At 42.0% G+C, this 18,416-nt stretch carries 15 protein-coding genes; 9 read left to right on the top strand and 6 right to left on the bottom strand.

Annotated features, from left to right (window positions below):
- The first annotated feature begins 104 nt into the window (after positions 1-104).
- The 6 genes from IHE35_RS11580 (at position 105) to IHE35_RS11555 (ending at position 8,429) form a co-directional block, all read left to right on the top strand.
- Positions 105-1,247 (top strand): DUF6160 family protein, encoded by a 1,143-nt coding sequence (locus tag IHE35_RS11580; RefSeq protein ID WP_242787644.1) that lies wholly within the window; start codon positions 105-107, stop codon positions 1,245-1,247.
- Positions 1,248-1,434: 187 nt separating this feature from the next.
- Positions 1,435-2,268, top strand: coding sequence for a C39 family peptidase (locus tag IHE35_RS11575; RefSeq protein WP_242787642.1), 834 nt, complete (start codon positions 1,435-1,437; stop codon positions 2,266-2,268).
- A 49-nt stretch (positions 2,269-2,317) separates the two neighbouring features.
- Positions 2,318-3,493 (top strand): transporter, encoded by a 1,176-nt coding sequence (locus tag IHE35_RS11570; RefSeq protein WP_242787640.1) that lies wholly within the window; start codon positions 2,318-2,320, stop codon positions 3,491-3,493.
- Between the two features lie 11 nt (positions 3,494-3,504).
- Positions 3,505-5,172: an outer membrane protein transport protein gene (locus tag IHE35_RS11565; RefSeq protein ID WP_242787638.1), complete on the top strand. Its 1,668-nt coding sequence runs from the start codon at positions 3,505-3,507 to the stop codon at positions 5,170-5,172.
- A gap of 43 nt (positions 5,173-5,215) precedes the next feature.
- Entirely contained in the window at positions 5,216-6,376 is a 1,161-nt protein-coding gene (gene filE / locus IHE35_RS11560; RefSeq protein WP_242787636.1) for a putative pilus assembly protein FilE, read from the top strand.
- A gap of 22 nt (positions 6,377-6,398) precedes the next feature.
- Positions 6,399-8,429 (top strand): hypothetical protein, encoded by a 2,031-nt coding sequence (locus IHE35_RS11555; protein ID WP_242787634.1) that lies wholly within the window; start codon positions 6,399-6,401, stop codon positions 8,427-8,429.
- A gap of 81 nt (positions 8,430-8,510) precedes the next feature.
- On the opposite strand, the gene IHE35_RS11550 is transcribed toward IHE35_RS11555, so the two are convergent.
- Positions 8,511-10,109 carry a phospholipase D family protein gene (locus IHE35_RS11550; RefSeq protein ID WP_242790002.1) on the bottom strand — a complete coding sequence of 533 codons (1,599 nt, stop codon included), beginning with the start codon at positions 10,107-10,109 and terminating at the stop codon, positions 8,511-8,513.
- Between the two features lie 137 nt (positions 10,110-10,246).
- Between IHE35_RS11550 and IHE35_RS11545 the strand changes: the two genes are divergently transcribed.
- The gene (locus tag IHE35_RS11545; RefSeq protein ID WP_242787632.1) at positions 10,247-11,257 is read left to right on the top strand and encodes a metallophosphoesterase; all 1,011 of its coding nucleotides are present in this window, start codon (positions 10,247-10,249) and stop codon (positions 11,255-11,257) included.
- A gap of 22 nt (positions 11,258-11,279) precedes the next feature.
- Here the strand turns inward: IHE35_RS11545 and IHE35_RS11540 are convergent, their stop codons facing one another.
- From IHE35_RS11540 to IHE35_RS11530, 3 genes are all read right to left on the bottom strand, one after another.
- On the bottom strand, positions 11,280-11,720 hold the full coding sequence (locus tag IHE35_RS11540; RefSeq protein WP_242787630.1) for a hypothetical protein: 441 nt from the start codon (positions 11,718-11,720) through the stop codon (positions 11,280-11,282).
- Between the two features lie 145 nt (positions 11,721-11,865).
- Positions 11,866-13,173 (bottom strand): MFS transporter, encoded by a 1,308-nt coding sequence (locus tag IHE35_RS11535; RefSeq protein WP_242787628.1) that lies wholly within the window; start codon positions 13,171-13,173, stop codon positions 11,866-11,868.
- Between the two features lie 142 nt (positions 13,174-13,315).
- Positions 13,316-13,960 carry a hemolysin III family protein gene (locus tag IHE35_RS11530; protein ID WP_242787626.1) on the bottom strand — a complete coding sequence of 215 codons (645 nt, stop codon included), beginning with the start codon at positions 13,958-13,960 and terminating at the stop codon, positions 13,316-13,318.
- A gap of 101 nt (positions 13,961-14,061) precedes the next feature.
- On the opposite strand from IHE35_RS11530, the gene IHE35_RS11525 reads away from it, so the two are divergent.
- Positions 14,062-15,282, top strand: coding sequence for an SAM-dependent methyltransferase (locus tag IHE35_RS11525; protein ID WP_242787624.1), 1,221 nt, complete (start codon positions 14,062-14,064; stop codon positions 15,280-15,282).
- Positions 15,276-15,707 carry a GNAT family N-acetyltransferase gene (locus tag IHE35_RS11520; protein WP_242787621.1) on the top strand — a complete coding sequence of 144 codons (432 nt, stop codon included), beginning with the start codon at positions 15,276-15,278 and terminating at the stop codon, positions 15,705-15,707. The genes IHE35_RS11525 and IHE35_RS11520 overlap by 7 nt, the downstream gene beginning before the upstream one ends.
- A 63-nt stretch (positions 15,708-15,770) precedes the next feature.
- Here the strand turns inward: IHE35_RS11520 and IHE35_RS11515 are convergent, their stop codons facing one another.
- Together IHE35_RS11515 and IHE35_RS11510 are read right to left on the bottom strand one after the other, a co-directional pair.
- Positions 15,771-16,121 (bottom strand): hypothetical protein, encoded by a 351-nt coding sequence (locus IHE35_RS11515; RefSeq protein ID WP_242787619.1) that lies wholly within the window; start codon positions 16,119-16,121, stop codon positions 15,771-15,773.
- 153 nt (positions 16,122-16,274) lie between these two features.
- Positions 16,275-18,407 (bottom strand): 3-hydroxyacyl-CoA dehydrogenase NAD-binding domain-containing protein, encoded by a 2,133-nt coding sequence (locus tag IHE35_RS11510; protein WP_242787617.1) that lies wholly within the window; start codon positions 18,405-18,407, stop codon positions 16,275-16,277.
- Positions 18,408-18,416 lie beyond the last annotated feature (9 nt).

Raw genomic sequence — 18,416 nt, 5'->3', positions numbered from 1 at the left:
CAAATCACTCAAGGATTAATTGTCCGTGCTGTCTTAAAATAAAAATACATCATGGACAAAGAGTGATTCACAACCAAAAAAATAATACTCTTGGGAGAGTACGAATGAAAAAATTCACTAAATTAGCTTTAATTTCTTCAATGGCGATTAGCGCAAATGCGATGGCAATGCAAGCCATGGATGATTCAGCATTAAGCGCAACTACAGGTCAAGACGGTTTGAGTATCGGTATTGGTATCTCTAAAATTGAAATTGAAAAGTTGTTTATTCATGACAATGATGGTTTATCTACAACTGCTACGATGGAATCGTTTGGTGGTATAAAGTTAAAATCAGATCAAAGCGGTATTGAGTATACACCAGGTAAATTACCAACTCTTCAACGTGGTACAGTAGTTGAGATAGACACAAATACAGCTTCATATGATTCAGCCTCTCGAGCTGTTAATTTAGGTGGTAAAGGTGAATCTGCAGCAATTGTTATCTATGGTAATGGTATAGCTGGTGATGCAAACGAAACACATGGTCTTGTGATCGGTGCAAACTATGACGATAACGGTGCGTATTTGCTGGCTAGTCGTAACCTTGCAGATTTAACAATCGACTCTGATGCTGGTGATGGTAATCCATTCATTAATATTGGTGCAAAAGTTTCAGGTTTAGATATCAAAATTGGTAAAATTGGTGTTCAGGCTAGTGCAGCTTTAAATAATAGTGCTACCTCAATCCGTCGTGGTGGTACTGGCAAGGTTAATGATATCTTAAGTGGACTGTCTATCAAGACTGGTCCAATGTCAGCTAATATTCAATTAGGCGCCGCACCACAAGGCGCAATGATTCAATTGAGTGCTAAAATGGTTGGCGGCTTAACGATTGAAAACTTAGGTATTCTTGATAATTCAACGACTGGTGCAACAGTTGCTACAGGTGTAACCACATCAGGTCCAGGTGAAATTTTCATTGGAAGTATTAAGGTAACTGATGCTAATTCTAAAGATTTAACGTTGAATCAAAGTATCAGTGTATTCGGTGCATCAGGTTTACCAGCTGAAAATGCTAATAAAAATGGTTTCATTCGTATTGTAAGTACTAGTGGCGCGCATGATACTTATGTACAAGGTATTCAATTGGGTAGCCGAGCTGCAGCCTCTATTGGTGATATGGAAGTTCAGGGCATGCAAACTTACTATAGCCCATCCCAAGGTACTTACCATCCAGGTGCGATTATTACTATCGCTGGTCACTAAGTTCAATCGAAAAAGTGCGTGTTTACACGCGCTTTTTTTATGACTGTATCATTTATCTAAAAAAATAAAAAAAGACTGTATTTTTTTGAAAAAGAAGGTATCTTTCTAGTTACAAGGAAGTAGGGTGAAAACTCTATAAAAAGAATAATCAGGCGCATCATGCCGATGATAAGAAAAGTAAAAAAATATGTTAGAGATCGCGTTGGGCTCGGCATTGATCTACTACGCTGCCAAAGAAGCCTTTGATATCAAGGAACAGCCCGCTGAAACAGTTCGCTATACTGAAACCTTAGATTCCCGTCAGGATTCTTTTGTGCGTATGCATCGTGAGCCCGTGCGGATTAAACCAGCGCTACAGGATCAATTTCGAGGGATTGTCCGCCAAGCCTATGACTATAGCTGTGGTTCAGCAGCTCTCACGACCTTATTGAATGGTTATGTGGGTACGCAGCTGGATGAACAGCAAATCATGAATGGTCTAATGCAATTTGGTGAAACCGATAAGATTATTGAACGCCGTAGCTTTTCTCTTCTGGATATGAAACGTTTTGTAGCCGCTTTGGGCTTGGAAAGTGGAGGCTATAGAGGAGAATTTGAAGACTTGGTCAAACAAGGGCAGCCGGCTATTGTTCCTATTTCTTATGCAGGATTTAAACATTTTGTTGTCTATAAAGCATATAAAGATGGGCGTGTTTATGTCGCAGATCCAGCACTCGGTAATATTAGTTTTGATGAACAACGTTTTAAACAGGTCTGGGAAAATAATACGCTGTATTTAATCAATGTGCCTGAGCAATATCGTAAAAACCTCTTGGCACTCCAAGATTCAGATATGCGCCATGTTGAGGATGCCACGATTAACCGTTATGCATTGGTAGATTTTCAGTATCCACAGTTCTATATGGAAAAAATTGCAGATAAGGCATCTACAATTCGTCTGGATACCAATATGAATCCAGAATCTGAGTCCTTTGGACAGCCAACCTATAACTTCTTAAGACTTTATTATAAGAGCAAGTAAAAACTAATTAAAAAACTGAATTAGAAAAATAAAAATGGTGGGATGCAACATGAAACGTGAATGGATGAACAAAACTCTCTTGGCACTTAGTGTTCAAATGGTCATGGGGGCAGCATATGCTGCAGATGAGCCGGCATTAGGGGAATACGAGGAAGTCGTAGAAGTAGAAGAAGCTGTTGCTGAATCTGTAGCTGAAACTGAATTAGGTGGATATGAGCAAGTCACTGAGACAGAGGAAAATACTGCAGAATCAACACAAGCAACTACGGTAGAACAACAAGTCGTAGAACCGGTAAAAGCTTCATCTGCATTACAACAGCGTGAAGGGGATGCATCTCAAGAAACAAATCTTGAAGAGGTCTTTACTTCGAATGAGCGTCAATATTCACTTATTAAGCAAGGTGAAATTTCATCGTATTATGACATTGACTATACCTATTATCGAGATACTCAGTTAGATCTGGAAATGGCACAAGGCCAACTGTATCAGTTACGTGTTCAGGAAAATGCAACCCATACGCTGACTAACACATTCACTGCACAATACGGTCTAAAGGACAATTTAACCCTAACAGCGTCTTTACCGCTGGTAACCAAAACAGACTTATTGAAAGATACGTCTACAGCAGGTTTAGGTGATATAAGTCTTGGAGCACGTTGGGAACCATTTCCATTAAAAGCAGGACGTCTGCCACTCATTTTATTTGGTAATCTTTCCACTAAGACCGGTGATAGTCCATATGAAATTAATGCGGCTGATGATTTATCCACAGGTAAGGGCTATTACGCTGTAGGCGTGGGAGCAAGTACCCGTAAATATATTGATCCAGTCGTATTGTTTGCTTCTGTTTCTGCCAATTATGGATTTAAAGTAACTGACTTAAATCAGCGTCGGGGTTACCGTGTAATTGATGAATTTGAACCCGGAATCAGTGGTGGTTTTGCTTTTGGTTTTGCTTACTCGTTTAATTACGATGTCTCAATGACAATGTCCTATCAGCAAAGCTTTAATACTGGTTCAGAGTTCAGATATTCAAGTGGTGAAAGTTACTCGCCAGCAGATCAAACCAGTTCAACCTTTGCAATTTCCCTCGGGGTACGTATCTCTCCTGAAACAATTGTCAATGGTACTGTAGGGCTAGGATTAACGGAAGATGCACCTGATGTCTCGCTCGGTCTATCTTTCCCACTCGATATTTTAGGTTTTGGTAAGAAAATTCGCTAAGGGGCTGTCTTATGAGACAAATTCGACTCAGCCCGTTAGTGAGTGCCATTCTTTTAACGGGTTGTTCAGGTGCAGCATTTGCACAATTAGGAACAAATTTATCGGTTGACCTGCGCTCGCTTTCACTAGGTAATGCAGTCACTGCAGATCCGCCAGGAGTTAATGCTGTTCATTTTAACCCGGCAGGTTTGACTAAAATTCAGGGCTTACAAACTGAGCAACAGATTATTATTGCTAATTTTGATATTGGACGTGAGTTCAGTGTCCCTGCTGGTTATAACGTTTTCGGTTATTCAGATGATCCTTTGGTTTGTAATGATGGACCAGAGGTCAATTCAGATCTATGTACTGATTTTAAAGATGGGCCGATCAGAGGTGACGTTGAATACGTTAGCTTATATGTACCTATTTTAAAAAAGATGGTAGATCTGGGGGAAGGGATGCCAGTGGCTGCACCCACGATGGGAATTGCCTATAATCCACCAGGCTCCAAAGCAACTTATGCGACAGCTGTATATGCACCTCTTATGGCGGGTTTTGGTGCTGAAAGTGGCAATCCTGCAAACTATATGGGGCAGCAGGTTGCACTTGAGCGGATTACCTATCTGTCACCTTCGGTAGGCTATCAGGTCAGTGATACGCTTTCGATTGGAGGTGGTGTCGGTATGTCATACCAAGCCATGGGTATGAAAACCGACCTACGTTTTCCGAATGAACTCATCGGCATGCTGAGAATGATCGATGAAGTGGTATGTACACCATTTAAAGAAAACTCGGACATTATCACCGATATTCTTTTACTCGGGATGTGTAATGCTCAAGAAGGAATGAATCCATTTGGCAAATTTGGTCAAATGCAACTTGGACTGGAACAATCCCTGAGCCCGAGTTATAACTTGGGTGTACTATGGGAACCTACTGAAGATTTCAGTTTTGGTATGGTCTACCAAAGTTCAGCAAAAATGCGCCTTAAGGGTAAATATCACATTGATAATGCCAGAGCGCCGCAGGAGATGATCAAGGGCTTGATGTCTTCTCCGACAGGGCAGATTCTTGCAGCTATTCTCGGATTCCCAAATTCTGTACCAGCGAGTGAATCTGGTTTGGTATCCATGGATCTGGAGTTTCCAGCACATTTTCAGGCGGGAATTAAATATAAATTATTGCCTGATTTGCAGGTTAATTTTGATGTTGGATGGACAGATTATAAAGCCTGGGACAAATTCCGTTTCGAATTTGATCGTCAAATTTCAGCATTGAAAATTGCCAAGCTTTTATCTGCAAATGTTACCGATACTTCATTAGCCTTACCCCTTGAGTTTACCTCACCATGGAGTTGGGGAATCGGTTTTGAATACTCAGCAACAGACCGTCTAAAGCTGCGTGCAGGTTATGAGCCGCGTTCGAGTGCTATTCCTGATAACAAGCGTAACACGATGGTGCCGATCAATAATGCCCAATTATTTGGCCTGGGCGTAGGTTACAAGTTTGATGCAGACACAGATCTCGATTTATCGATTGGTTTCTTACGGAGTAAGGATAGTATTCCAGCTAATAGCAGTAGTCTTTCAAACCAGACAGGTGTTAATAACTTATTATTAAATCCATACGCGGGTTTAAATGTTAAAACAGATACAAAAATTACAATTTTAGGACTTAATTATAGAACAAGATGGTAGGCATATCAGGATGATAGGACATTTATGGCTAAGGACGTTAGTTGTGTTGATAACAGCACAATTAGGGAATGTTTATGCCGGTACATTCCATACGATTATTGGTCCAGATGGCCGACCAATGGTAGTACAAAAAAATAATACTCAAACCAGAACGGTCTTAGAGTCAAGTCCAAAAAAACAGATTTTGCATCCTCAAACGCAGGTCATGACTGCACCCACTAAACTTCAAAGCAGTCAAGTCGTTACAGAGCAGCAAGTTAAACAGAATGATCTAATTCAGAATAAAAAGAATTTACCTCATTCAGAGAGTATCAATAAAACGCGTACTTCATCTCCTGCTATCTATACGAAAGATATTCCAGAGACTCTATCAAGCAATAGCTCACAACAGAATCTTGATCATTCGATTGAACCTATTGTCGTCCAGCAGTCTGCTCTGGAAAGTGAAGATATCCAGCCAGCATCGGCCGAAAATTTAAAAAAGTACTTTGATGAGCAAGGTGATATCTTGGAAATAGAAGGCAACCAATATGTCAAAAATGAAGTGCTTGAGGAAAAAGAGTTTAATCTGGATGGCAATAAACGCTTCTATACCATGCCGGAAGGTATAATTGATACTAAAAATGGAGCAACACGCCTGCAAACGGTTCAACGTGAAAAAGGTGTTGGACAATCGGTTATGCATGCTTTATTTAAGAAAAATAGGGATACTGGGCAGGATACTCCTCTCATTCTAGCGAGTACGTATTACCGTATTTCTGCAGAAACTGCTTCTGAGGGAATGGGGCGCACCTGTTTTCAGGATAAAAAAATTAAAAAAGCCAAGGATATTGCACTGGATACTCAGGTAAATCTCTGGCCTCGCGCACCTTTAAAGGATGAATTTGACTTTGAAGTAGTGAAATTAAAACAACCTTTACAAAATATTCAGATTCAATCTTATGCATCCCGTGAAAAAGATCCCACTTTTTATTGGCCATTTGCAGTGTTCTTGGATGAAAAAGGTTGTATTCTGGAAGGGGCCGGTGGATTTAAAAATAATGATTCAGCATCGGATTACCTGAAATACGAAAATATAGAAGGCATGATACAGGTACCACGTGATAGCCACTATTTATTATTAACGCCATTGGCCTCGGCAATTGATGTTGAGGAGCGGGTATTAAGTAATCAAGGACAATTAAAATTAATAGGTATCCGTTAAGGATAACGAGATGAGTATAAAGATGAATAAGAATAAAATAATATTACCTTTTGCATTCTCAGCTATGGCAATCTTGCTCCAAGGATGTGGCGGTGAAAGCGCGGATGTTATTCCAGAAAAATATGATAGTAGTACAATCAATGGAGCTTGTATTGGCACAAGGCCAGGTTGTATTGAATTTGCTCTAGATTATCCATTACAGACTTTAGATTTTTACTGTGGCGATGATACAAAGCAAACTTTTATCACAACCTATGACGTAGATAAGGGCGTGGCAACAGGTGCCTGTAAAGTAGGCCAGTCAATTACTTTCTATATCTTAGGTAAAGATGAAAGACGTGTAGATTTGGGTTCATTCTCAATGAATCAGATTGGTAATGTTACGTCTAAATCTCATTATCCACGTATGAATTTATTGGATATCGCTGAGGGCATTCGTAAGACCAACTCAGCAGGTAACCTGTCTCAATATGATATTGCTATTCGCTTAGTCCAGTTAATTCAGGCCATGGGTTTAAATAGCGATCAATTACGATCAGCAACGGAAATCTATCCTGTTGCGATAAATGATGATATTCGAGCTGGACTTGATCAATTAGATGAAGATATTACTGTTGAAAAAATTAAGACTTTATCTGATCAGGATTTTGATGCTTTACTGAAAACATGGTTGGGGCCAACAACGATTACTAAAGAACAGGCCAAACAGGTACTTCAAGCATTATTAAATATTTCAAATGCTGCTGTTTATCAGCCAGAATTTTCCCTGTTTTCTACTGAATCCATAGGTAGTTATGTTACTGGTTCAGAAGGGTTAGTAGGATGCAGTAATCTTAACCGAGAATGCTCGTTAAAAGATACCGAGCTGACACATATCTTGGGTCACTTTATATTGATGACTGACCGACAGGGTATGACTTTTGGCAGTGGCTTACAGTGGAAAGGCAAAATAGAAAGCACAACACAGAATCCTGGTGATTTTACGACCATAGGCGGGCTGAATGCTCATTTAATTCGTAGTATTAAACCTGTACAAATGACTGCAGATGCCCAGAACTCATGGATTGACCCGGAAACAAAACAAATTGCCAATACACCGGGTTATTTATTTAAAGTTGGCGATTCTACTTCCGAGAAACTCAAGATAGAACAAGGTCGCTTATATAATGATTATATGATCGCTGGTAAGGAGCGTTTTTACAAGGTTCTCACCGGTAAGAGTGTGAGTTATAACTTAAATGAGAATGAAAAACGTGACTTAGGTCTGTGGCAGCAAACGGGTGGTTCACTGAATTTTGCTGGCACGATGGATCTTTATAAAATCTATCCAATTACACATTTAGACCGAAGGGTTTTTAAGACTCAAAATAATGTACAAGATCAAGAAACTTATTTTTTCCCATTATATGGCGATTTGAAATTCACCTTAACCAATGATTCAAACAGAACAATTAATTTGGGCATTGTGATTGATGAAAATGGTGATATTCGTACGAATATTAAACCTGCTACAGCAAAAGTTGATGAATGTAGTGCTGAATTCAATCCATCTACAATGCAAACCACCTATTCTGTCGAGGGTCCTGAGGATGCGGTAGAAACAGTACAACAATATCGTATTGGAACCGTTTCACGTGCCTTTGTGCCTTCAGCTGTCAGAAAGAAAACAGACAATACACTTTCTGTTCGTCTGGTTTTGGCAAATGAAGTTTTAGGGGATCTGAACGGTGCACTCATTGGTATGAACTCCACCATCAAGACCTCAACTGATGGTTCTTCAGAATCAATCGTGGTAGGGGGGGCATTAGTGCATTTGACTGATTTATTTAATGTAAGGGTAACAGGTGACGGTACGAACACTCCCAAACCGACGATCAGTTTGACAGACTCTGAAGGGAATACAGTGAAATGGGCAAATAGCTTTGCTAGCTTTAGCCAAGTTTATGGTAAACAAAATCCTTCTGATGAAGATGTTAAGAAATTGGCTAAACTTGCAGGAGGGACTGTTAGCCTTGCCGCTGCCGACTGCTATAAAGTAAAAGTAAAATCTTAATAAAAGACTTTTCAATAAAAAAACCAGTCGATTGACTGGTTTTTTTATTGGGTTCATCTGCTTGCTAGATTGGCCAAGTTCTTACATAAACCCTTCAAGCGGAAGCCAAGACACAAACTTTAACATGGCTTTTTGATGCCATTTCATTTTCGGTTCTTTGGTCAAAGTTTTAATCTCGCCATTGGATTGCTTGATCTTCCAGTTGATATTCTGATTGGCATCTAATACCAGCTTATAGGCATATTTACTCAAATTCTGATCCATGGTCTTATGCACAGCTTGTGCTAAGGTTGGGCTATTCAGTAATACACCAATCTCTGTATTCAAATAGGCTGAACGCGGGTCAAAGTTAAAAGAACCAATAAACACCTGTTTCTCATCTAAGGCCATCAATTTGGCATGTAAGCTGGAACGACTTAGACCTTTCAAGCTCACTTTAGCCTTGTCAGCAATTTCCCTGGTATTGGCATTTAGGTTAGCTGCATCTGGTGCTGCCAAGAATTCATACAACTGTACATCATGTTTTAATAAATCTTTACGGTATTTAGAATAAAAAGCATGCACGACAGGCACGTCATTGGCTTTATAAGAATTGGTGAGTACCCGAACCTTTATGTCTTTTTGAGCCAGATTTTTGAGCCGTTCAGCCCCTTCTTTTTCTGGTACAAAATACGCCGAGACAATATCTACACTCTGTTCAGGCTTTTCTAGATGCTGGAGCAACTGGAAATTCAGGTGTTCTTCTTTTTTTGCCTTGGACTTGATCTTGGTAGGTGAGTCTTTAACTACTTCTGCTTCAACCCAATCCAGCTGGATATTATGATCAAGCCATTTATCGAAAGCCTTAGACCTGTTGGCTAAGTCGAGATAATTTTGTACTCGTGGATCATCATGATGTGCTTTTAGCTGCTGTTTTAGGCTTTCAAAGCGCAGGCTATGGTGACGTGGATTAACAATATTTCGCACTGGATAGGCGTAGTCATCATTCCAGTATTCATCAAAGGAATGGATAATCTCGTCAGAGGCAGCTCCCACCAGTAAAACATCCACATCGGAAAACTGATAGGCATCACTCACGTTGTAATACTGATTGCTCATATTACGTCCGCCAATTAATGCAATCTGATTATCTGCAATAAAGCTCTTGTTATGCATACGACGATTGATACGTTTTAAATCCAGTACCATATCCATGGCGCGATGCTGACGGAAGCGGTAGGGGTTATATAAGCGGACATCAATGTTCTGATGTTGATCCAGGGCCAGATAAATACCTTCCATCTTCTTGGCATTGTTATCATCAATCAGGAGACGGACCTTTACCCCACGGTCAGCAGCCTGAATAATACCATTTAAGGCTAGAGCGCCAATCCGGTCATTGTCCCAGATATAATATTGCAGATCTAAAGTCTGCTCAGCCTTATGAATCAGTTGCATACGGGCTGCAAGCGCTTCAAGCGGATCATAGAGGACATGATAGCCAGTCAAACCAATATATTGATCACGTAAAGGTTGAACAATTTTAGATAAAGAAGTCTGGGATGTATCAGTTTCGAAAGCTGTATGTGAAGGTCGCTCTACCTGTGGAGGCAGGGTACTGCATGCAGGAATTCCCAGAACAAGGCTAAAACCCAGTAAAACCGCAGATTTATATGGAGTATTACGTTTGGTAGTGACCATGGGCAGGTCAGCCTTGAAGCGGGGAGCAATCGTCATATGAGTCTAAGCGTGATAAATTAGGTTTGAGTATAATTGCCAGCTGTGAAAAGATAAATACAGAGCAGAGAATGTACTAAAGAACTGGACAAGGCGAAATTATGGGGAATATCGATTCCGTGATCTTATATTTCTATATCGGAATGGCGATTTTAGCGCTGTGGTGTATATCGCAGGCGTGGATCAGTCAATCACATACCCAGACGATTCATCCCTTTAAAGCCTTTACCCATCTGCTCGCTTATTATCTGTCTTATCTGCTGATTCCTTTATTTTTCTTTAGTATTTATGCCGGTTTTAATGGTTACTATTCCATTCATGAGGCAGTATTTATCTGCTTGCTCAGTGGAGTGCTATGTTATGCGCGTTTTATCGAACCGCATTTAATCCAGATCAAAACTACTCGTTATCAGATTAACTCTGATAAAAAAATGCAGAAACCTGTTCGAATTGCTTTAATTGCAGATTTGCATATTGGTTTATTTTCCGGGCAGGAACGCCAGCTCAAGCAAATCGTGCATAAATTGAATCAACAGCAGCCAGATTTAGTCGTGGTAGCAGGTGACTGGACCTATGAACCGGAAGATACTCTGGCCCAAGAGCTCGCCATCCTGCAGGAGATTCAGGCGCCGGTGTATTCTGTAAATGGTAATCATGATGAACAGTATCCGGGACCACCTATTCAGGAGCTATTACATACGGCTCTACTCACCAATAATGTCATGGATATTGAAGGGCAAATTGTGGAGTTTGATGAATTCCGCCTGGTGGGTATTGGTGATCTCTGGGCGGGTAAAGCCGATATGCGTTTCTTGCCGGAGTTACCGCAAGATAAGCCCTGGGTGATCCTGTCACATAACCCGGATACGGTAGACATGGTGCCAAAATTGCCAAGCCGGCCATTGATGCTCTCTGGGCATACGCATGGCGGGCAAGTGGAATTACCGTGGTTGACGGACTATGTGATGAAACGGGTGTCTATCCTTGGACATAAGCGTGGCTTATACCGACATGAACATGCCGATGTATTTGTCACTGTCGGAACAGGTCTGGTGGGGGTACCTTTCCGTTTTCGTGTACCACCCACCATCGATATCATTGAGTTGATATAAATGATTTGGCGGATTTCAGTATCTAGCCAACCATCCAGATAATTAGCAGAATCAGAATAATAATACCTGCAATGATCCAGATCAGATGCGGTCCATTTTTTGCAGTGACCGGTTCAGCGACTTTTTCCTGTAACTCTTGGGTCGACTCTGGAATGGGTGGGCGGGTAGCATGATCTTGTGTAGCGCTTGCAGGGATGGAGACTGCAATAGAGTCGGTTAGCGCTTCTGTCTTTAGCTGAGGATTAATGGTGACATCATCACTAAATCTTGCGCCTTGTGTCTGTACCTGTAAAGCAGCATCATGTTCCATTACGATCGCGGCAATCACTTCAAGCGCCTGCTGTTGGTCTAATGGCGTATGTTGAACAATATATTGGATGGCTTCAGTTTTCTTGTCTTCTTCCAGTAAAACCACAATATGAACCAGCTGGTCTTCGGTCAAATATTCGATTGGATCCTGCATATCTTATCCTTCTCGTTATGAATCCGTTTCTGTATTGTTCCGTAAATAGAGAGGGAGAAATAGCAGTTTTTTGTTGCACACCAAATTTCGGAAATAAAAAAGCCAGTGTGAACGCACCGGCTTTTCTTATAGGCTAATACCAGAATTAGATCTGATTATTTACATCATCATGCTTGGTTTCACGAATCAGCAGGAATGCCAACAGTGACAGGACAGATGCTGCTGTCAGGTAATAACCTACAGCAGATAAGCCATATTGTGTTGCCAGCTTGGTTGCGATCAATGGCGCAAAAGATGCCCCGAAGATACCTGCCAAGTTGAAGGTCAAAGCGGAACCTGTATAACGTACTGAAGTCGGGAAGATTTCAGACAATACAGTACCAATCGGACCATAAGTTAAACCCATGATCGCAAGACCGATACACAGGAACAGGAATACGATAACTGTACTGCCTGATTCAAGCATGTCGGCAAAGAAGATACCGAAGATCGCAGAAACGATACATACACCGATTGAAGTCGCTTTACGACCGAACTTTTCTGCGAATACAGCAGATAATGGGATGAATGCAGCAAAGCATAGCGTTGCAACTAATTGCAACTGAAGGAATTCTTCACGTGAATAGCCTAGCTGCTTAGTACCCCATTGCAGCGCAAATACAGTTGTTAAGTAGAACACAACGAAGGTACAGATAGCTGCAATTGTACCCAGTACTAACATTTTAGAATGTTTTTTAAATACTTGAACAAAAGGTACGTTTACTTCTTTTTGCTTGTCCAAAACGTTCTGGAATGCAGGTGTTTCATGCAGTTTTAAACGAATCCAAAGACCTACAATAACAAGAAGCGCACTTGAAATGAATGGAATACGCCAGCCCCAAGCCATGAAGTCAGCTTCAGACATCAATGCACCGAGCGTCAAGAATGAGCCAGTTGCCAGGATAAAGCCAATTGGTGCACCCAATTGCGGGAACATACCATACCAGGCACGTTTACCTTCAGGTGCATTTTCAGTTGCAAGTAAGACCGCACCTGACCATTCACCACCCAGGCCAAGGCCCTGACCTAAACGGCATAATGCCAGGAGCAAAGGTGCCACAATACCAATTTGTGCATAGGTTGGCAGTAAACCAATCGCAACCGTAGAAAGACCCATGGTCAGCAAGGCAGCGACCAGCGTGGCTTTACGGCCAATTCTATCGCCAAGGTGACCAAATAATGCCGCACCGATCGGACGTGCAATAAAGGCAATTGCGAAAGTCGCAAGTGACTGAATTGTTGCGGTCATTGGGTCTGTACTTGCCGGGAAGAACAAATAAGGGAAAATAATGACAGCGGCAGTGGCATAAATATAGAAATCGAAGAACTCGATTGTAGTGCCTACTAAACTTGCTGTTAAAACGCGAAATTTTGAGTTTTGTGCTGGCTGAGCAGCAGAATTTGACGACGCCATGAATGACCTTACACTTACTAAAAATAAAAGAACTTAGTTTTAAAAGCGTAATCTTTTTAAAAAAGGCGTAATTTCTTAAAAAAACAACTGCAATCGTCTCGAATCTGCTCGCTCAGGGTCACTGAAATGGAGAATGAGAGGATTAAATCACGTAAAGATAGATGGACAGAAAATGTGATCCTGCGCCTATCAATACAAATATGTGCCAGATAGCGTGGGTATATCTTACTCTTTTTAAAGCGTAAAACAATGCGCCCACAGTATAAGCTAATCCGCCAATGACAAGAAAGGTTAAAGATTGTACAGATAAATATTTCTGCATATCATCAATAACTAACAGTGCAAGCCAGCCCATTGCGAGATAAGCAAACAGGGAAAGTTTCTGAAAACGATGAATGAAAATGAACTTGAATAGTGTGCCAAGGACAGCAATGATCCATAGCGCGATCAATAAATACTGAGCTTTGGCAGTGGGAATAGCGATTGCCAAAAAGGGCGTATACGTACCGGCAATCAGATAATAGATGGCAGTATGGTCAATTTTTTTATAGAAATAACGTCGATCCGCAGTCGTGGCCATGTGATACAGCATGGAAGCAGAAAAAAGCACAATCATGCTCAGTCCATAAACCCATAAGCCAAGCCATTGGCCCGTACTGAGGTAGGAGCCTTTAATCACCAGTAAAATACCGGCAATGACTGATAAGGCAGCACCTACACCGTGACTAATATAGTTGATGCGCTCTTCGGCAGCATCATAATCCTGAAGCAGTGGTGCATTTGACATAATTATCATTCTTCTTAAATATACAAATGTATAGTAATTCAATTTTGCTTTTAGGGTAAGAACATTTACACTTTAATGGCAATTCATTTTAGGTTTCATTTATGTCCACTTTGGCTTCTCTCTCGGTTCAAGAACAGCAATTTCTGGATACTTTCCAGCAAGCCATTGAAACAGATCAGTTTGATCGTCTGATTTTAAGCCAATATAAGGGCGAATTGGAACAGTTGGAGAAAATGACCTTGCGCGTCATTTTGCTGAATGAGCAGAAAGTGCTGAGTTGTCTATATCGATATAAGACTCAGGATGTCACCAAAAACTATCCTTTAACTGAAGCATTGCCTCAGGTGACTGAATTACTGGCATGTTGCAAGCAGGCCAATCTCATCACCGCAGCCGAAGAATTGCAGCTGAAAAAGAACAAGAAAAAAGTCATGTTGACCCGCAGCAAAACCAAACCCGTCATTAAATCAAAAGCTGCTGAACAGGGCCATGACCGGGTCAAGCAGCGTTATGTAGATCAGGACAGTGTATTTTTACAACATTTAGGCATTACTGATCAGCAAAGTCAGATCATTCCGAGTATGGCGCGTAAGTGGAAACAGATTAACAAATTTGTGGAAATTTTCTCGAACGCGCTTTCGCAGATTAAAGCTACTCAGGAAGGACTGCGTGTGGTGGACTTTGGTTCGGGTAAGGGTTATCTGACCTGTGCCTTGTATGACTATATGCAAAAGCATGGACAGACGCCGTGGGTAACTGGCGTAGAACTAAATCCCAAAATGGTCGAGTTTTGCCAGAACGTGGCAGACCAGTCCCAGTTTAACCAGCTGGATTTCTTCCAGGGCGATGTGCGTACCTATGAGCCTGAACGTCTGGATGTGATGATTGCCTTACATGCTTGTGATGTGGCAACGGATTTTGCTATTCATACCGGGATTCGCCTGAATGCGCAGATCATCATGTGTGCACCATGTTGTCATAAGGAACTGCGTCCACAGTTGCAGGCACCGCAAGTGCTGAGTCCGATGCTGCAATTCGGGATTCATGCTGGTCAGCAGGCAGAAATGTTGACAGATACCATTCGTGCCTTGTTGCTGAAAGCCTATGGTTATGAAACTAAAGTATTTGAATTCGTCGCACTCGAGCATACCAGCAAGAACAAAATGATTCTGGCGGTAAAGCGTAAAGACGATCAGGAACCGGATCAGGAAGTGCTAGCTCAAATTCAGGCCCTGAAAGAGATGTATGGTATTCAGAAACACTCACTAGAACTGTTGCTCAAGGATGAATGGAATCAGCAGGGAATTGGCTGTAAATGCTAAATAATGCTGAGCTAAGAATTGCTGCAGGTACTTGGGTGGAGCTGGCTGCCGAAGCCAGACTGATTCGTGGAGCTGTGTTTATTCAGGAACAGCATATTGCCCCAGAAGATGAATGGGATGCAGAAGATGAGGTCTCGACCCATTTCGTGGCTTATCTGCATGATCAACCGGTTGCCACAGCTCGACTATTAACAAGTAACAGTATCGGTCGTGTCGCAGTACTGAAATCAGCGCGTGGTCACAAGATCGGTCAGCAGTTAATGCAGGCAGTGATTGACTATGCACGCACTGAAGGTCGGCAGTTTGTTAAACTTTCCTCTCAAGTACATGCTATTGGCTTTTATCAAGTCCTGGGTTTTCGGCTACAGGGTGAAGAATATCTGGACTGTGGAATTCCACATATCGATATGTATTTACAACTTTAAAGATTCATTTTTCAGATATAAAAAAAGCGAGGTTAATGCCTCGCTTTTTTTTATTTTTACATCTTAATGACCATGTGCGCTATTTGCAGCATGTTCAGTATCCATATTGGCATGTTCGTCTGCTGACATATGATGTTCTTCCGCAGTAGTTGCTTGTGAGGCAGGATCTTGTTGAGCAGCTGCACGAGCTTCACGATCTGCCTGAGCTTTGGCAATGGCTTCTTCTGACATGGTCGGGGCATTTTTAAATGCGTGTTGCTGGGTATCCTGTTTCTTCTGCTGGCTTGGCATGTAGTCTGGTTCATTACTGACAGCTAACCAGAAGATGAACATGAATATACCACCAATTATGCAGAAGATAATCAGTGCTCTCCAACCCCAAGGTGAATTTTCAGGAGTATTTTGATCAGACATAGCATGAACCCAAAGATGAGATAGTATCTATGTTACTTTATAACATAAATTGGCTGAAAAGCAGACTGGATTTGCACTGTAAAATATGCCTATTTTTTCAGTAAGCTTATAAAAAGAGGAGCTTAAAGCTCCTCTCGATCTGACCAAAGTAGATTAAAAAGTTTCGGCAGCAGAAACTTTATTTTTGAGCAGAGTCGGTGCCTTAAAGCGTTCACCATATTTCTTTTCCAGTACATTGGCACGTGCCAAGACCTTCGCCAGTCCATACTGATTTAAATATTGCACTGCACCACCGGTCCAGGCAGGGAAGCCAATGCCAAAGATCGAACCAATATTCCCCTCTACCGTTGATTGCAATACGCCTTCTTCCAGACAACGTACGGTATCCAGCGCCTGTACAAACAGGAAACGTTCAATCATTTCCTGCTCAGACATTTCGGTATTCTTATTCCAATGACTGAGGCCTGACCAAAGTTGTTTTTTCCCACCTTCAGGATAGTCATAAAAACCTGCACCAGCTGCTTTGCCTTTACGGCTAAACTGGTGAATCATGGTCTGAATCACTTCATCGGTAGGTGAGGCCTGACGTTCTTTACCTTCTGCTTGAAGTGCCTTACGCGTTTCATTGCTCACATGCTCGGTCAGGGTTAAGGACACTTCATCCTGAACTGCCAATGGACCAACGGGCATACCGGCTTTTAAAGCAGCCATTTCAATACGTGCTGGATGCACACCTTCTGCCAGCAGACGCAAACCTTCTTGTACAAAAGTGCCAAAGACGCGGCTGGTAAAGAAACCACGACTGTCATTTACGACGATTGGCAGCTTGCCGATCTGCTGGACGAAATCAAAAGCTTTGGCGAGGGTTTCATCCGAAGTATTTTGCCCCTTGATGATTTCCACCAGCTGCATTTTATCCACCGGACTAAAGAAATGCAGACCGATAAATTTAGCTTGATCCTTGCTCGCCTGGGCCAGATTACTGATTGGTAAAGTTGAAGTATTTGATGCCATCACGCCATCGGCAGCCAGATACTGTTCCGCCTCCTGAGTGACTTGAGCTTTCAGTTCCTGATTTTCAAAGACTGCTTCGATGATCAGGTCACAGCCTTGCAGATCATTAGCCTGAGCAGTGGTCTGAATCAGGCTTAAAATCTGATTGCGCTGCTCAGCACTAAGTCTGCCTTGACTGACTTTCTTATCCAGCAGCTTCTGGCTATAGGCTTTGCCTTTTTCAGCAGCTTCGATTGAGACATCTTTTAGAACGACCTGAATGCCTCTGCTGGCAGTAACATAAGCAATTCCAGCTCCCATCATCCCTGCACCCAAAATCCCAACTTTCTTGGCTTGCCATTTAGCAAAATATTTCGGGCGATGTGCGGCAGATTTAATACTGTTCATGCCATGCCAAAAGGTGCCGATCATGTTTTTCGATATCTGACCGGTCGCCAGAAAGGTGAAATAACGGGATTCAATCCGCAGTGCTGTATCGACATCAACCTGTGCACCTTCAACAGCCGCAGACATAATCGCTTCTGGTGCCGGATAACAGGCTTTGGTTTTATCGCGTAGCATCGCAGGAGCAATGGCTAGCATTTGTGCCACTGCTGGAGTGGAGGGTGAGCCGCCTGGAATTTTGTAGCCTTTTTCATCAAAAGGTTGTACGGATTTAGGATGGGCTTTAATCCATACAACTGCTTTTTCCAGCAGCTCATCAAGGTTATCAGCCGTGTCATGGATCAAGCCCAATGATTGAGTTTTTTCCACACCGAGCTGCTTACCTTCCATCAATAAAGGAAGAGCAGTCTGTAAACCCAGCAGACGAATGGTACGGACTATACCACCGCCGCCGGGTAGCAGACCTAAAGTCACTTCTGGCAGGCCGAATTTGCTTTTCGAGTCATTCAGTGCAATCCGATGATGGGCACACAGGGCGATTTCCCAGCCACCGCCAAGGGCGGTACCATTTAAGGCTGCAACCACTGGAATACCACGGGTTTCGATATAACGCAGCTGTGCTTTCATCTCTTCAATCATGTTGAAGAATTCAGTGGCATGTTCTGGTGTGGCTTGAATCAGCTCATCCAGATCACCACCAGCGAAGAAGGTTTTTTTGGTTGAACGGAAAATAATTCCGGAAATTTCATCATCTACTTTCAGCTTGTCGACCACTTCACTAAGTGCAGTGCGAAAGTCGGCATTCATGGTGTTAGCAGACTGGTTTGGAGAGTCAAAAGTCAGAACAACAATATTGTCCGCTGTTTTTTCAAATTGAATGGCACTCATGGTTCTCTC

Origin of the sequence: Acinetobacter sp. ASP199, from assembly GCF_022700675.1 — a bacterium.
In the GTDB taxonomy this organism is placed as follows: Bacteria; Pseudomonadota; Gammaproteobacteria; order Pseudomonadales; family Moraxellaceae; genus Acinetobacter.
The sequence above is the reverse complement of the archived record's forward strand: the minus strand, read 5'-3'. Positions and strand labels throughout refer to the sequence as shown.

Excerpts from the sequence above, each read along its gene's own strand:
- IHE35_RS11515 (WP_242787619.1), bottom strand. The coding sequence starts at position 16,121 with ATGTCTGATCAAAATACTCCTGAAAATTCACCTTGGGGTTGGAGAGCA.
- IHE35_RS11510 (WP_242787617.1), bottom strand. The coding sequence starts at position 18,407 with ATGAGTGCCATTCAATTTGAAAAAACAGCGGACAATATTGTTGTTCTG.
- IHE35_RS11525 (WP_242787624.1), top strand. The coding sequence starts at position 14,062 with ATGTCCACTTTGGCTTCTCTCTCGGTTCAAGAACAGCAATTTCTGGAT.
- IHE35_RS11550 (WP_242790002.1), bottom strand. The coding sequence starts at position 10,109 with ATGGTCACTACCAAACGTAATACTCCATATAAATCTGCGGTTTTACTG.
- IHE35_RS11580 (WP_242787644.1), top strand. The coding sequence starts at position 105 with ATGAAAAAATTCACTAAATTAGCTTTAATTTCTTCAATGGCGATTAGC.
- IHE35_RS11535 (WP_242787628.1), bottom strand. The coding sequence starts at position 13,173 with ATGGCGTCGTCAAATTCTGCTGCTCAGCCAGCACAAAACTCAAAATTT.
- IHE35_RS11545 (WP_242787632.1), top strand. The coding sequence starts at position 10,247 with ATGGGGAATATCGATTCCGTGATCTTATATTTCTATATCGGAATGGCG.
- IHE35_RS11540 (WP_242787630.1), bottom strand. The coding sequence starts at position 11,720 with ATGCAGGATCCAATCGAATATTTGACCGAAGACCAGCTGGTTCATATT.
- IHE35_RS11565 (WP_242787638.1), top strand. The coding sequence starts at position 3,505 with ATGAGACAAATTCGACTCAGCCCGTTAGTGAGTGCCATTCTTTTAACG.
- IHE35_RS11570 (WP_242787640.1), top strand. The coding sequence starts at position 2,318 with ATGAAACGTGAATGGATGAACAAAACTCTCTTGGCACTTAGTGTTCAA.
- IHE35_RS11575 (WP_242787642.1), top strand. The coding sequence starts at position 1,435 with ATGTTAGAGATCGCGTTGGGCTCGGCATTGATCTACTACGCTGCCAAA.
- IHE35_RS11555 (WP_242787634.1), top strand. The coding sequence starts at position 6,399 with ATGAATAAGAATAAAATAATATTACCTTTTGCATTCTCAGCTATGGCA.
- IHE35_RS11530 (WP_242787626.1), bottom strand. The coding sequence starts at position 13,960 with ATGTCAAATGCACCACTGCTTCAGGATTATGATGCTGCCGAAGAGCGC.
- IHE35_RS11520 (WP_242787621.1), top strand. The coding sequence starts at position 15,276 with ATGCTAAATAATGCTGAGCTAAGAATTGCTGCAGGTACTTGGGTGGAG.